Below are 14735 nucleotides of genomic sequence, written 5' to 3'. Positions count from 1 at the left end.
CTATTTTTTAAGTTAGAGGGGTACGATTCTGTGATTGAACTCAAACAGGTATCGAAAACCTTTCCCACGCCGGACGGTGATTTCCAGGCATTGAAGGAGGTCAGCCTGACCATTCAGGACGGGGATATTTTCGGCGTTGTGGGCATGAGCGGGGCAGGTAAGTCCACCCTGGTCCGCTGCATCAATCTGCTGGAGCGGCCTACCGCGGGACAGGTGCTCATAGACGGAGAGGATCTGATGACCTTCTCGCCTGCCCGGCTGCGGCAGGCACGCCGCTCCATTGCCATGATCTTTCAGCAGTTCAACCTGCTCATGCAGCGCACCTGTCTGAAAAACATCTGTTTCCCCATGGAGATTGCCGGCGTTCCGGCGGCCGAGGCCAAGAAGCGTGCCATGGAATATTTGGAGATCGTGGGCCTGCCTGACAAGGCAAACGCTTATCCGGCTCAGCTTTCCGGCGGGCAGAAGCAGCGCATCGCCATTGCCCGGGCCCTGGCTTCCAACCCCAAGGTGCTGCTGTGTGACGAGGCTACCTCTGCCCTGGACCCCACCACGACCCGGTCCATCCTGAAGCTGATTCAGGATATCAACAAGCGTATGGGCATTACAGCCGTCATTATCACCCATGAAATGGCGGTGGTGGAGGAGATCTGTACCCGGGTGGCCATCCTGGAGCATGGCTGCATGGTGGAGACCGGTACGGTGGAGGAGGTCTTCTCCAACCCCAAGAGCGAGGCCGGCCGGCGGCTGGTGTTCCCCGAAGGGGCTCACATTGACCAGTTTCCGGTGGCCAATGTGGTACGGGTGGTGTTCAACGGCGGTTCCTCCTATGAGCCCCTCATTGCCTCTTTGGCCATCGACTGCGGCGTGAAGGTGAACATCCTGGGGGCCGACACCCGCAATGTAAACGGCAAGGCCTTCGGCTCTATGCTGCTGGGTTTGCCCGAGGATAAAAACGATGCGGTCAAGGCCATGAATTATCTGAAAGCCCAGAAGGATGTTACCGTGGAGGAGGTGCCCGATTACCATGCTTGAATTTTTCAGCAGCCCCGACGTACAGGAACAGCTGAATGTGCTGATGAGCAATATGGCCGGGGACATCTGGGCCACCCTGTACTCCACGGTTCTGGCCACCATTTTTTCCTACATCATTGGTCTGCCGCTGGGCATCCTGCTGGTCACCGGCGAGCAAGGCGGTGTGCGGCCTCTGCCCCGTCCTCTGATGAGCGTCATCAACTTTATTATCAACATCCTGCGCTCAGTGCCCTTCCTGATCCTGATGATCATGGCCATCCCCCTGTCCCGAGTGATCCTTGGTACCAGTGTGGGTACCAACGCCATGATTCCGCCCCTGGTCATCGCGGCGTTCCCCTTTGTGGCCCGCATGGTGGAATCTTCTCTGCGGGAAGTGGATCACGGCGTGCTGGAGGCTGCCGAGTCTATGGGCGCTTCTCCCTTCCAGATTGTGCGTAAAGTGCTGTTGCCGGAAGCCATGCCCTCCCTACTTACCAGCGCAACCACCGTTACCATTACCATCCTGGGTTACGGCGCTATGGCGGGCATCATCGGCGGCAATGGTCTGGGCGCCACCGCCATTAACTATGGCTATTACCGCAACAAGGCCATCATCCTCTATGGTGCGGTGATCGTGCTGGTCATCCTGGTGCAGATCATCCAGTCCATCGGTACCCGGACCGCGGTGAGCAGCGACCGGCGTCTCAGCAAAAGCGGCCGTAAAAAGGGCCGTCAGGAGGCTAACCGGCAGGTAAACCGGGACAAGCGTACCCCCGGAGCTATGTAAAATTGTTCGGACAGGCAAACGGAATGGTTTGCCTGTCTGTTTTTTTATGCATAATGTCTGGTTGACAGGAGGGACGGACGGTTGTAAACTAAGTGCAACCCAAAGGGAACTGAATAACGCCCCTCAAACGCGAGGAAGAGAAGAGTAACCGTTAAGATACGGCACAGAGAGCCCGGATTGGTGGGAACGGGTACGGAAGGTTTCGGTGAAGATGGTCTCGGAGCGGCGCACCGACTGCGTGCATACGTATAGGCTGCGACGGGTGCGCCCGTGAACGCGCAGGAGTATGTCTGTACTCCATAAGGCCCTTGCCGTGAGGCATGGGTGAAGCAAGGTGGTACCACGAAGCGAAAGCTCTCGTCCTTGAATCCGATTCAAGGGCGTTTTTTTGTGCTCATATTTGGGAAGAAACATGAACTGAAAAGGAGAAATGTACCATGAAGAAGCTTGCCTCTGTGCTCCTGGCGGGAGCCCTGTCCTTCGGCCTGCTGGCTGGCTGCGGCAACGGCAGCGGCACCGGAACCGGAACGGCGTCCACCCCCGCCCCTGCCGATTCCCAGACTCCGACCACTGAGACCACTTCCCTGGAGGGGACCGTCCTCAAAGTAGGCGCGACCCCCGCTCCCCACGCCGAGATCCTGGAGGTGGTGAAGGACCTCCTGGCCGAGCAGGGCATCACCCTGGAGATCGCGCAGTACAACGACTATGTCCAGCCCAACAACGCCGTGGAGGACGGATCTCTGGACGCCAACTACTTCCAGCACATTACCTATATGAATGACTTCAACGAGGAGTACGGCACCCATCTGGTGAGCGCTGCCGAGGTCCACTATGAGCCCATGGGCCTGTATGCAGGCAAGACCACCAGCTTGGATGAGCTGGCGGACGGTGCGCTCATCGGCCTGCCCAATGATGCCACCAACGAGGGCCGCGCTCTGCTGGTACTCCAGCAGGAGGGGCTGATTACCCTGTCTGAGGATGCCGGTATCACCGCAACGATCAACGATATTGTAGACAATCCCAAGAACCTGCAGTTCTCTGAGATGGAAGCAGCCCAGCTGCCCCTTCGCTTGGCTGATCTGGATATGGCGGTAATCAACGGAAACTACGCCATTGACGCAGGGCTGTCCATGGACGACGCGCTGGCGGTGGAGTCTGCTGACGGTGAGGCGGCTCAGGCCTATGTCAACGTGTTGGCGGTTGAGGAGGGCCGGGAGGACGATCCCGCCATCCAGGCTCTGGCTGCGGCTCTGTGCAGCGATGAGGTCAAGGCGTTTATTGATGAAAACTATAATGGTGCGGTAGTGGCGGTATTCTAAACTGCACACGCACAGCACAATGCCCGCCTTGGGGAGCGATCCCTGAGGCGGGCATTCTTATATGATTGAATGGTAACATATTATAAATAAATGTGTTGACAAATAAGGAAAATGTTACTATACTAGGAGCGCAAGTCGCCACTAACCATTTGAAATGGGAGTGCGCGGATGATTTGGATTGAGGTGTAAAGATGAAACATAAGAAACTGGTTGCCCTGACCCTGAGTGCGGCCATGACCCTGAGTATGACCGTGCTTCCGGCCAATGCCGCGGACTTTTCCGACGTGGAGGATCACTGGGGCGAAAAAGCAATTGAACGCTGGGCCGACTATGGAGTGGTTCAGGGTTCGGACGGGGCTTTTCGTCCCGATGCCGATATGACCCGGGGCGAGATGGCCGCCGTGCTTTCTCGTCTGCTGGGTTTGACCCAGACGGCAGAAAATACCTTTCCTGATCTGGACGCGGACGCTTGGTACACGGCGGATGTGCTTAAGTGCGTCAGCGCCGGTATTCTCCAGGGGGATGGTACCAACGTCAATCCTCAGGGGACGGTGACCCGACAGGAGGCGGCCGTTATGCTGGCCCGTGCTCTGGGGATTCAGCCGGTGGAGGGAGACAGCTCGTTCAACGACGCGGGCACGGTGGCGGATTGGGCCAGCGGCTATGTCAATGCTCTGAGCGAGCGAGGCATCATCAATGGTGTGGGCGGCGGTAATTTTGCCCCGGAGAGTGAAATCAACCGCGCCTCTTTGGTGACCATCCTGGACAACTCCATCAGTGGTTATGCCAATCAGCCCGGCGCTACCATCGAAGCGACTGGAACCGGAATCACTCTGGTAGCCGCTGCCAACGTGACGGTCACCGGTGCGGCAGAAGATATTCTGGTGGCCGCTGGCGCTGCCGGCGGCACCGTGACCCTCTCCGATGTGCAGGTCAGCGGTACTGTGACGGTAGAGGCCGACCGTACGGCTATGGACCTAACGGGCACCACCAGCGTATCCAACCTGGAGCTGACGGAGCGTGCCTCCAGCACCACCGTCACGGTGGCTGAGGCGGCGGCGGTGAGTACCGTCTCCAATGAGGCGGCCAATATCGCCCTTACCGGCACAGGCAAGGTGGACAAGGTGGTCACCACCACCGACAGCGTCCGCGTGGAGACCGAGGGGACGGAACTTGTGCTTCCTGACCAGGGCAGCGAGCCTTCCGTACCCAGCCAGCCTGAGGGCGGCGCTTCCTCCGGCGGCTCCTCTTCGGGCGGTTCTTCCTCCGACGAGGAGGATGACACCTCCTATAATACAGTGAGTTTTGAGACTCTGGATGGTACCGTGATCGCCACGGCCAATGTGGTAAACGGAAACACCGCCACTGCCCCTACCAGCGGATTGCCTGTGGTAGGCGAGGGTGAGAAGCTGACCTGGTATGTTAAGGATGGCGAGCCGTTTGATCTGTCCACTCCCATCCAGAATAACCTGCAGCTGGTGGCTGTGGTGGGCAGCAGCGCCTTTGCTTCCGGCAACGGCACTCAGGCCTATCCTTACCGGATTACCAATACCAGTGAGCTTCAGGGAATGGCCACCCTGTCCGAGGCAATGAAGACCACCGGTTATGTCTTCCGACTGGATGCCGACCTGGACCTGAATGGCATCCCCGGTGAAGATTGGGGTTATGTGACCAACTACTTCCAGGGCGTGTTTGACGGCAATGGTCATACTCTGACTGCCGATAAGACCAACCGCGGCTACCTCATTAACTACACCATTGGTGATGCGACGGTGAAGGACCTGACCATTGTGCAGAACGAGGTGTTCTTCGGTGTGATGGCCACGGCTAACTATGTGGCTGGTGCTACCGGCCATGTGACGGTGGAGAATATTACGGCGAAAAGCGCGGAGGGGACGGTCGCGCAGATGTCCAACAATGACTCCTCCTTCATCACCTTTATGGCCAGCCATCCCGACTCCTCCGTGACGTTCCGCAATTGTGTCAACGAAGCCGACCTGCACCTGACGGGGAACTATGCCGGCATCTTCCTGGGCGGTTACATGGGCGGCGCCAAAAATCTGACCGAGGGTACCATCGTCTTTGACGGATGCCGCAACACCGGTACGGTACAGGGGCCCTACATTGGCTTCTTCACCGGCAATGAGAACGACAAGCCCGATGCCTCCAAGATTACCATCCAGAATTGCGTCAACGAGGGTGTTCTGCTGGCCACCAAGGGCGTGAACTGGTTTGCTGTCAATCTGGGCGGTACCGATCCCGGCACCGTGGGCGCCAATGAACTGGCTGCCGGCCTGGCGGTCAATAACGGTACTATGCAGGTGCTGGAGAAGCTGGAGGTTACCCTGACTGTGGGGGCTGACGGTGTGCTTACTCCCACGGCCAATACCGAGGCGGCGACCCGCTTTGAGATCAGCGTCTATGCGCAGAACAGTTACACCGATGCAGGCGTGAGCGCCGGCAGCTCATACGTCTGGCTCAATGAGGACGTGCTCCCCGGCGAGAGCACCGCGGTGCTGACCAAGTTGGATAAGATCGTGGGTGCCAGCCTCTATGAAGAGCAGGATATCCAATGGGATGAGGTCGCCGACCGCGAGATCTACTGCAACGCCCGCTATGTGGTGCGTGATGGGATCATGGTAGTCCATGAACAGGATATGATTGATGGCTTCAATAATACAGCCGACAGCGTAAAGCTCAACTCTGCGCCCCGCTACCGGGTCAATGTGTACGCCGGCGACAGCCTGCTGGGCACGGCTGACTTTACCAACTCTACCCTGACGGCTGGGGAGTAAGCCAATCGAAAAAAGAGCGCGGCGAGTCCGCGCTCTTTTTTCATACAAAATCCTATTGCTTTCATAGGAATTGGGTGCTATACTAGACAGGAAACTATATGGGAGGCGATGTTTATGCCGATCGCGCAGACTCTTCCGGAGCTTATTGGAAATACACCGCTGCTTCGCCTGGAACGCTATGCCCCCGGGGCAGGGCTGCTGGCCAAGCTGGAGTGTTTGAATCCCCTGTCCTCGGCCAAAGACCGGGCAGGGCTGTATATGATTCGGGATGCGGAGGAGCGGGGACTGCTCCGGCCCGGCGCAGTTATTGTAGAGCCCACCAGCGGAAACACCGGTGTGGCGCTGGCCTACATTGGACGTACCCGGGGATATCGGGTAGTGCTCACCATGCCTGAAACCATGAGCCAGGAGCGCCGGGCCCTGCTGTCAGCACTGGGGGCTGAGCTGGTGCTCACCGAAGGAGCAAAGGGCATGAGCGGCGCGATTGCCAAGGCAAATGAGTTGGTGGATACCCTGCCCGGGGCCTGGATGCCCGACCAGTTTAACAATCCGGCCAATGCCCGGGCCCACTATGAGACCACCGGTCCGGAGATCTGGCGGGATACCGAGGGCACGGTGGAGGTGCTGGTGGCGGGCGTTGGTTCCGGTGGTACCATTACCGGTGCAGGCCGCTATTTGAAGGAGCGCAATCCGGAAGTACGGGTGGTGGCCGTGGAACCTGCCGAGTCCCCCGTGCTTTCCGGCGGACAGCCAGGTCCTCACAAGATCCAGGGGATCGGAGCGGGATTTGTCCCTGGCACGTTGGACCGGTCCGTGGTGGACGAGGTAGTTACCGTCACCGGCGACGAAGCGATGGAAGCGGCCCGTCAGCTGGCCCGGAGCGAAGGGGTACTGTGCGGCATTTCCTCGGGTGCTGCGGCCCACGCCGCTCTGATGCTGTCCCGGCGGCCCGATCTGCAGGGGAAGAAGATGGTGGTTGTACTGCCTGATACCGGCGAGCGGTATCTTTCCACCGGCATGTTTGGATAACCGAAACGAAAACCAGCGAAGCCCCGGAGAGAGCCTTCCGGGACTTCGCTGGTTTTGGTGTAATAGGGATACTACTGCCGATTCTGAATGAAATGGATCAGCCATCGGAGCAGTTTCAGAACGAGATAAAAGCACAGTCCCACTGCAAGATAGCTTAGGCCGCAGAGAATGTAATAGGGCGTGCTTACCTGTGCGGCCGTGTGTCCCTGAGACAGCCAATATTCCTTTAGCCTGTCCCAATACGGACCGATGAGAAACAAGTTGGCGGCGAGGGAGGCAACGGCGGAAAGAACAAAGTCAAACATATGCGCACCTGCCGTATCGGAAGTATTTGCAGAAGGAAGTTACTGAGTACTGCCGGGACACTTTTCGTGGTAACGCCGCACCAAATCAGCCAGGGTAAGATGGTCCACCACGCTGGATACAGCAGCTTGAATATCCCGCCAGACCTCCACCGTGACGCACCGATCGGCCCGGCCGCACTGACAGGTATCCTCGCCGGAGGCGCAGCTCACCGGTGCCAGATTGCCTTCCAGTACCCGCAGGATCTCACCGACGGTATACTCTTCCGGCTCACGGGTAAGCAGATAGCCGCCTCCCGCGCCGCGGACGGACCGGACCAGACCGGCCCGGGAGAGTTGAGTGACGATTTGTTCCAGATATTTATCGGAAATCTCCTGCCGCTGGGCGACGTCCCGCAGCGGGACGGCGGTTCCGGCGCTGTGGAGCGCCAGATCCAGCATCAGGCGCAGGGCATAGCGCCCTTTTGTGGAAATTTTCATACAAACCCCCTGGCATTTTTTTAGTGATATAATACCACGGGAGAAGTAGGAATTCAAGCAAAATTTGCGCTTGACTTTCGCGCCAAAAAGTGCTAAAGTGCATGACAGAAGGAGCGTGACATCCTGTGTACAAGCGTACCGGTTATGGATATGGCTATTACCGCTGCTATTATTATGCCAGCGGTGCTTTTGCCTGCCCATGACCGGCCTGTCGGAAGGAGAGACGCATCTGCAGTAAATGCGGAATGTTGTGACCCGCGGCAGCCCATTTGGGCAGCCGCGGGTTTTTGTATGCGTGGAAAGGAGCGGACAAAAATGGTAGTCATTATGAAACGGGATTTTACCGGCGAACAGCTGGAACAGGCCATCCGCACCATGGAGGCGGGCGGCGTCAAGGTTATGGTATCCAAGGGCAGCGAGACTACGATTCTGGGTGCGGAGGGTAACGCTGCCGGTATCAATCAGGAGGAACTGTCCCTGCTGCCCGGTGTGGAGCGGGTCATGCGGGTCACCGAGCCCTACAAAAAGTCCAACCGGAAGTACCACCCGGATGACACAGTGATCGATCTGGGCGGTGGGGCTCTGGTAGGCGGCAAAAAGCTGGCGGTCATTGCTGGACCCTGTTCTGTGGAGAGCGAAGAGCAGATTGTAGGGGTAGCCCAGGCGGTGAAGCAGGCCGGGGCATCCGCCCTCCGGGGAGGCGCATTCAAGCCCCGCACCTCTCCTTACGCGTTTCAGGGCATGGGCAACGACGGTATCCGTCTGCTCCAGGAGGCCAGAGCAGTCACGGGTTTGCCCATCGTTACCGAGATCATGTCCACCGATAATGTGGAAATGTTTGAAATGTGCGTGGATGTGATCCAGGTGGGGGCGAGGAATATGCAGAACTTTGACCTGCTCAAGCAGCTGGGCAAGACCACCAAGCCCATCCTGCTCAAGCGGGGCCTCAGTTCCACCATTGAGGAGTGGCTGATGAGTGCCGAGTACATTATGGCAGGAGGAAACGAGCGGGTCATTCTGTGTGAGCGGGGTATCCGGACCTTTGAGACCTTTACCCGCAATACCCTGGACCTGTCCGCTGTGTTGGCGGTGAAGCAGCTGTCCCACCTGCCGGTAGTAGTGGACCCCTCCCACGCCTGCGGTAAGGCGTGGATGGTGGAGCGGATGAGCCAGGCTGCCGTCGCCGCCGGGGCCGACGGACTCATCATCGAGGTCCACAATGACCCGCCCCACGCCCTGTGTGACGGGGCACAGTCCATTACTCCGGAGCAATTTGAGGATCTGATGGGCAAATTGCGCACGCTTGCCCCCTGCGTGGGAAGGGAGCTGTAAGAAATGAAAAAGAGATTGGTCATCGTGGGCCTGGGCCTTATGGGAGGGTCTATGGCCATTGCGCTGAAAGGCTTTGAGGATTTTGAAATCGTGGGTGTGGATGTCTCCCAGCCTACTCTGCGGTATGCCGCTGAGCATGGCGTGGGTGATTGGGTGACAGAGCGGGCTGCCGACGTAATCCCCCAGGCCGACGTGGTAGCGTTGGCCCTCCATCCCCAAGGAATCATTGACTTTCTGACGGCCAACCGGGACCAGTTTAAGCCCGGGGCGTTGGTATGGGATGTGTGCGGCGTCAAGTCCGCCATTCTGGAGGCAGCCCAGGTCCTGCCGGAGACGGTGGATTTCATCGGCTGCCATCCCATGGCAGGCACGGAGTTTTCCGGGGTGGAGCATGCGTTTGGAGAGATGTTTCAGGGGTCTCATTTTCTGATGGTCCCCCGGCCGGACAGCAGACCGGAACATATTGCACTGCTGGAGCGGCTGGCGGCTTACATGGGCTGTAAGGATGTCTGCCGTACCACCGGAGAGGACCACGACGCCCTCATCGCCTATACCAGCCAGATCATGCACATCATCGCTGTGGCAGTGTGCGACGATCCGGACCTGTTTGCCTGCCGGGGATTTGAGGGTTCCTCCTTCCGTGGGTGTACCCGGGTGGCCGCGCTGGACGTTGGTTTGTGGACCCAGCTGTTTTCTCTCAATCGCCCGGCGCTGCTGGCCGTGCTGGATCGATTGCTGGGCAATCTGCAGGCTTACCGGGAGGTGCTGGCCGCCGGAGACCGGGCGGCGCTGGCCGAGAAGCTGGCGCGCTCCGCCGCCCGAAAACGGCAGATGGACCTGCCCGGACCGGATTTGCTGAAGTAATGAAATACGCCCCGCGCCTTGCAAACAGGCGCGGGGCGTATCAGTTATGTCTGAGCAATATCCAACATGTCTGCGGTGATGTCGGTGGTATAGGGGTTGAGCCCTTGGGTATTCACAATCTCCAACACCTGGTCGGGGTAGAGCTCGTAGCACCACTCCCAGCCGTGATAGGTGACGCTGCCGTCACCCGGGAGCACTGCGGTGGACAGACCGGTGGAAAAGTCCAGGGAGAGGGCGCTCTCGGCAAAGAAGGCCAGGTCGCTGAGGGTCAGATCGGTCTTGACATTCTCCAGAAAGATCTCATAGTAAGTGGGCAGCTTCAGCGGCTGGCCCAGAGCGGCCTGCAGCACGGTGATGAGCAGGTTGCGCTGGGTCTCCGTGCGGCCAATGTCCGAATTGGAGTAGGCGTCATAGACATTGTTGGGATAGGAGCCGGGACCATCGGAATTTTTGCGGCAGCGGGCCACCTTCAGCGCGTCGGTGCCGTTGAGATACTGCATACCCGGGTCGAAGTGGATGTGCAGGTCCTGGGTGGGGTCGTCGTAGGACATGCGGATGGGGACATCGAAATAGATCCCGCCCACCGCGTCCACCAGGTCTACGAATCCCTTGGTGTCGACTTTCACATAGAAGTCAATGGGGATACCCAGGATCTTCGTGATCTCCTCTTTGAGGGCATCGATGCCGTTCATGGCGTACATGCTGTTGAGCTTGTAAAAATGGTAGCCGTCAGAGTCACGTACTCCATTGATCATGGTATCGCGTGGAATGGAGACCAATCCCACCTGCTGCTGTACGGTATCGTAGGTGGCCACCATCATAGTATCAGTGTTGCCGCTGGACTGGTCGTTGGCCAGCAGCAAAAAAGTATAGGTATATTCTTTGCGCTGGAGCTGGGGCTCCTCCGGCACAGAGGATGCGCCGGGGGCAGCTGAGACGGCCGGGGCGGTGGGCTGAGCCAGTTCCGGCGGCTTGGCCATCATACGGAAAGCCGCATATCCCACCACGATCACGGCAGACAACGCTACGATGATCCCGTACAAGGCCAGGGCAAACCGCCGGAGGGGGGAGACGCGGCGTCGTTTGGATTTGAGGACTCTGCGGGCCATAGGTGCGCCCCTTTCTCTTTGGTAGTAATTATGTCAACAAACTTGTTACAGTATATAAAACTACAAGCCGTCTGACAAGAGAGATTTTTAAAAATTTATATGGATGTAAGAAATTTAGAGCCGGTTTTGAATGCTCAGAGTAGCAGCGTTCAGGGCATTGACTGCCCCCAGCAGGTCGACCAGCAGTTGATTTTGTTCGTTCAGTGCCTCAAGCACCCGGTCCAGTCCGGCCTGCATCCCCGCATCGGGCAGGGCGGACGGCAGGCAGGGCATACACAGTGGTCCCAGCGGCCGGTAGCGGCGCATGGGGGTCTCCTCCAACGGAGCGGTACCGGCGCGGCTCTGGGCAAGGATGGTTTTGGCCGCGGCCTCGGCCTGGGCACGGATGCGAGCCGGGTCCCGGCGGCGGTCTGGGTTCAACATAGGGCAATCCCTCCTTTTCTGCTTCATTCTATGGACCAAAAGGAAAAGTGGACCTTGACATTTAAAAATTGCATGCTAGACTAAACTGTACCATTTGAGACAGAAATGGAGGAGGAGGCATGGAAGACCGGGAGGAGAAAGCCCGACTTCTGCTGGCGGGGAGCGTCCTGTTTCGGGACGCGCCGGCCGAGGCAGCCCAGGCTGCCCTGGATGATCCCCGCTGTACGGTGAAGCGGGCAACCCGCGGGTCGGTGATCTATACCCCCGAGTCCTTTCAGCGCTGTCTGGGACTGGTAGTGGAAGGGCGCATCCAGGTCAGCAAGGGCACGCTGCTTATGAGCGTGCTGGAGCCCGGGGAACTGTTCGGGGCGGCGGCCCTGTTTCAGGACGAGGGCGCCTACGCCACCACCCTTACTGCCCTTACAGCCTGCCGGCTGCTGTTTCTGCCCCAGGAGCTGGTGGAGGAGCTGATGGTCCGTTTTCCGGCAGTGGGGCGCAGCTATGTGCGCTATCTGTCCGGCCGTATCCGCTTTCTCAGCGGGAAGATCGACGCGCTGACCGCCGGAAGTGCCGAGCGGAAGCTGGCTCGCTATCTGCTGGCCCGACGGACGGGGGAAACGGCGGAGCTGGACTGCCCCGCCGCGGCGCTGGCCCGCCGCCTGGGAGTGAGCCGTGCCTCTCTCTACCGGGCACTGGACCAGCTGACGGAGGAAGGGGCTATCCGCAGAGAGGGCCGCCAGATCCTTATTTTGGACCAGACACGCCTGGAAAATGCATAGATAAAAGGAAAGGAATGAGTGATATGAAACACAAACTGCTTGCCCTGGGTCTGAGCCTGGCCCTTGTTGTGGGACTGACTGCCGGCTGCGCACCCAAAGAGGAGCCGGAGGCCCAGACCACCCCGCCGGTGGAGAGCCAGACCCCGGCCCAGGAGACCGCTGTACCCTATACCACCGTGCAGCTGGGCCTGCTCAGCGGCCCCACCGGCATGGGGGCGGCCAAGATGCTGGCCGACAACGACGCGGCCTTTGCCCAAGTGGAGGACGGGACCTATGCCGAGGGGGGGACCTTCGTGCGCTATGAGGTGACCCTGGGCTCCGACCCGGCCAACGATATCGTGCCCAAGCTCAACAACGGGGAGCTGGACATTGCGGCCATCCCCACCAATCTGGCCGCCACGCTGTACAACAAGACCGGCGGGGTGAAGCTGCTGGCCCTCAACACTTTGGGGGTGCTGCACATCCTGGAGAACGGAGACAGCGTGCACAGCCTGGCCGACCTGGCGGGCAGGACGATCTATGCCACCGGCCAGGGGTCCAACCCGGAATACGTGCTCAACTACCTGCTGGAGCAGAACGGTCTCACACCCGGTGAGGACGTGACCATTGAGTGGAAGGCCAGCGAGGAGCTGACCACCCTGATGGCCTCCGGCCAGATCGACCTGTGCATGCTGCCTGTACCCGCGGCCACCAGTGTGATGATGCAGAACGCCGATGTGCGCGACGCAATCGACCTGAACGACGCCTGGCAGGCCTCCGGGGCGGAGGGCACCTTTACCATGGGGTGCCTCGTGGCGCGCACCGAGTGGCTGGAGGAGAACAGCGAACTGGTGCCCGGTATCCTGGCCGAGTACGCCGCCTCCATTGATTATGCCAATGAGAATCCTACGGAGGCATCCCAACTCATGGAGCAGTACGGCATCGTGCCCAAGGCCGCGATTGCCGAGGCCGCTATTCCCCAGGCCAACATGGTCTGCCTGACCGGAGACGATCTGAAGGGTATTTCCAGCTACTATGAGGTACTTTATGCCGCCGACCCCACCTCCATCGGAGGTGCCATTCCTGACGATGCGTTCTACTACATCGCGGAATAATATCGGGATAAAAATACTGAAAGTTGTCATACCCCTGGCCTTCTGGCTGGGGGTTTGGCAGCTTGCGGCCCTGCTGCTGGACCAGAAGACCGGGGGGCACGGCACCCTGCTGCTTCCGGCGCCCCGCCTGGTGGTGGAGCGGCTGTGTGCGCTTGCCGTGCAGGCGGAGTTTTGGCGGACGGCGGTGGTAAGCCTGGGACGGATCTTTTCTGGCTTTGCTGCCGGAGCAGCGGCGGGGACCGTCGCGGCGGTACTTACCAGCGTTTGCCGTCCCGCCCATTGGGTGCTGGCCCCCGCCGTCAAGGTGGTGCGGGCCGTGCCAGTGGCCTCCTTTATTGTGCTGGTGCTCCTCTGGTCTCCCACCACCGGGCTGGTGCCTGCGATCGTCTCCGCACTGATGGTGCTGCCGGTGGTGTGGGCCAGCGTCTGTAAAGGCATCAACCAGACCGATCCTCAGCTGCTGGAGGCTGCCCGGGCCTATCGTTTCGGTCGGGCCAGAACGGTGCGGCTGGTCTATCTGCCCTCGGTGCAGCCTTATTTCGCCAGCGGCTGTGCCACCGCTCTGGGCCTGGCCTGGAAAGCGGGGGTGGCGGCCGAGGTGCTCTGTCAGCCAGCGCTGGCCATCGGTACCCAGCTCTATCGCTCCAAGATCACTCTGGAGACGGCGGACCTCTTTGCCTGGACCGGGGTGGTCATCATCCTGAGTTTTCTGTTGGAGGGCGTACTGGCTCTGCTGTTCCGGCGGCTGGGAAGGGGGGAGTCACTGTGATATCGGTGGAGGATATTACGGTCTGTTTTGAAAAAAAGCGGGTGCTGGACCACTTCAGCGCCTGTTTCCCGGAGAAGGGGATTACGGCCCTGTCCGGCCCCTCGGGCTGCGGCAAGACCACCCTGCTGCGGGTCCTGGCCGGGCTGCAGGAGACAGAAGGAGGAAAGGTGAATGTGCCAGATCGACCGGTGCTCCTCTTTCAGGAGGACCGGCTGCTGCCCTGGCGCACGGCGGCGCAGCACATTTCCGACGTACTTCCCCGTGCCCGCCGGGGAGAGGCGGGACGCTGGCTGGAGCTGGTGGAGCTGGAAGAGGCGGCGGGGCAGCGCCCGGCGGCCCTCTCGGGGGGCATGCGCCGGCGGTTGGCTCTGGCCCGGACCCTGGCCTGCGGAGGGGCGGTGTTCCTGCTGGACGAGCCCTTCACCGGGGTGGATGCCCCCTGTGCCGGGCGCATTCTGGCGCGCATCCGTGGGCTGGGTGTACCCGTGCTCCTCTCCAGCCACGAGGCGGAGGTGGTGGCCCTGTGTGACCGGATGATCCCCCTGGACGGGCCGCCCCTGCGGATATTGCAAGGATAAAGATTTGATTAAAAAGAGCGAAAGCGCATTGTGCTTTCGCTCTTTTGTGGTAAAATGTTCA

The 14735-nt window shown here is 59.7% G+C and carries 14 protein-coding genes; 11 read left to right on the top strand and 3 right to left on the bottom strand.

Annotation, left to right across the window (positions count from 1 at the left end; genetic code table 11):
* Positions 1-30 precede the first annotated feature (30 nt).
* The 5 genes from WMO45_RS05295 (at position 31) to cysK (ending at position 6944) form a co-directional block, all read left to right on the top strand.
* Complete coding sequence (locus tag WMO45_RS05295) at positions 31-1035, top strand: methionine ABC transporter ATP-binding protein (protein WP_349139527.1); 1005 nt, start codon at positions 31-33, stop codon at positions 1033-1035.
* Complete coding sequence (locus tag WMO45_RS05290) at positions 1028-1801, top strand: methionine ABC transporter permease (RefSeq protein WP_435387678.1); 774 nt, start codon at positions 1028-1030, stop codon at positions 1799-1801. The genes WMO45_RS05295 and WMO45_RS05290 overlap by 8 nt, the downstream gene beginning before the upstream one ends.
* Before the next feature lie 437 nt (positions 1802-2238).
* Positions 2239-3120: a MetQ/NlpA family ABC transporter substrate-binding protein gene (locus WMO45_RS05285; RefSeq protein WP_349139526.1), complete on the top strand. Its 882-nt coding sequence runs from the start codon at positions 2239-2241 to the stop codon at positions 3118-3120.
* Between the two features lie 191 nt (positions 3121-3311).
* A complete protein-coding gene (locus WMO45_RS05280; protein WP_349139525.1) occupies positions 3312-5915 on the top strand; it encodes an S-layer homology domain-containing protein in 2604 nt (867 codons plus the stop codon).
* 114 nt (positions 5916-6029) lie between these two features.
* Entirely contained in the window at positions 6030-6944 is a 915-nt protein-coding gene (gene cysK / locus WMO45_RS05275) for a cysteine synthase A (RefSeq protein WP_349139524.1), read from the top strand.
* Positions 6945-7288: 344 nt separating this feature from the next.
* Here cysK and WMO45_RS05270 read toward each other — a convergent pair whose 3' ends face one another.
* Positions 7289-7726, bottom strand: a complete 438-nt coding sequence (locus WMO45_RS05270) for an RrF2 family transcriptional regulator (RefSeq protein WP_349139523.1) — start codon at positions 7724-7726, stop codon at positions 7289-7291.
* A 315-nt stretch (positions 7727-8041) separates the two neighbouring features.
* Between WMO45_RS05270 and aroF the strand changes: the two genes are divergently transcribed.
* Entirely contained in the window at positions 8042-9058 is a 1017-nt protein-coding gene (gene aroF, locus WMO45_RS05265; RefSeq protein ID WP_349139522.1) for a 3-deoxy-7-phosphoheptulonate synthase, read from the top strand.
* A 3-nt stretch (positions 9059-9061) separates the two neighbouring features.
* Entirely contained in the window at positions 9062-9922 is an 861-nt protein-coding gene (locus WMO45_RS05260; protein ID WP_349139521.1) for a prephenate dehydrogenase, read from the top strand.
* Positions 9923-9966: 44 nt separating this feature from the next.
* On the opposite strand, the gene WMO45_RS05255 is transcribed toward WMO45_RS05260, so the two are convergent.
* Positions 9967-11031, bottom strand: coding sequence for an LCP family protein (locus tag WMO45_RS05255; RefSeq protein ID WP_349139520.1), 1065 nt, complete (start codon positions 11029-11031; stop codon positions 9967-9969).
* 114 nt (positions 11032-11145) lie between these two features.
* Complete coding sequence (locus WMO45_RS05250) at positions 11146-11454, bottom strand: hypothetical protein (protein WP_349139519.1); 309 nt, start codon at positions 11452-11454, stop codon at positions 11146-11148.
* 119 nt (positions 11455-11573) lie between these two features.
* Between WMO45_RS05250 and WMO45_RS05245 the strand changes: the two genes are divergently transcribed.
* Genes WMO45_RS05245 through WMO45_RS05230 form a run of 4 tightly spaced genes read left to right on the top strand, consistent with a single transcriptional unit; the run spans position 11574 to position 14674 of the window.
* Positions 11574-12233: a Crp/Fnr family transcriptional regulator gene (locus WMO45_RS05245; protein ID WP_349139518.1), complete on the top strand. Its 660-nt coding sequence runs from the start codon at positions 11574-11576 to the stop codon at positions 12231-12233.
* A 23-nt stretch (positions 12234-12256) separates the two neighbouring features.
* On the top strand, positions 12257-13327 hold the full coding sequence (locus WMO45_RS05240) for an ABC transporter substrate-binding protein (RefSeq protein WP_349139517.1): 1071 nt from the start codon (positions 12257-12259) through the stop codon (positions 13325-13327).
* Positions 13302-14096 (top strand): ABC transporter permease, encoded by a 795-nt coding sequence (locus WMO45_RS05235; RefSeq protein ID WP_349139516.1) that lies wholly within the window; start codon positions 13302-13304, stop codon positions 14094-14096. The genes WMO45_RS05240 and WMO45_RS05235 overlap by 26 nt, the downstream gene beginning before the upstream one ends.
* Positions 14093-14674, top strand: coding sequence for an ATP-binding cassette domain-containing protein (locus WMO45_RS05230; RefSeq protein ID WP_349139515.1), 582 nt, complete (start codon positions 14093-14095; stop codon positions 14672-14674). The genes WMO45_RS05235 and WMO45_RS05230 overlap by 4 nt, the downstream gene beginning before the upstream one ends.
* Positions 14675-14735: the final 61 nt, after the last annotated feature.

Source organism: Flavonifractor hominis, assembly GCF_040095835.1.
GTDB classification, from domain to species: domain Bacteria; phylum Bacillota; class Clostridia; order Oscillospirales; family Oscillospiraceae; genus Flavonifractor; species Flavonifractor hominis.
Note: the sequence above shows the minus strand (reverse complement) of the source record. Positions and strands in the feature narration are given on the sequence as shown.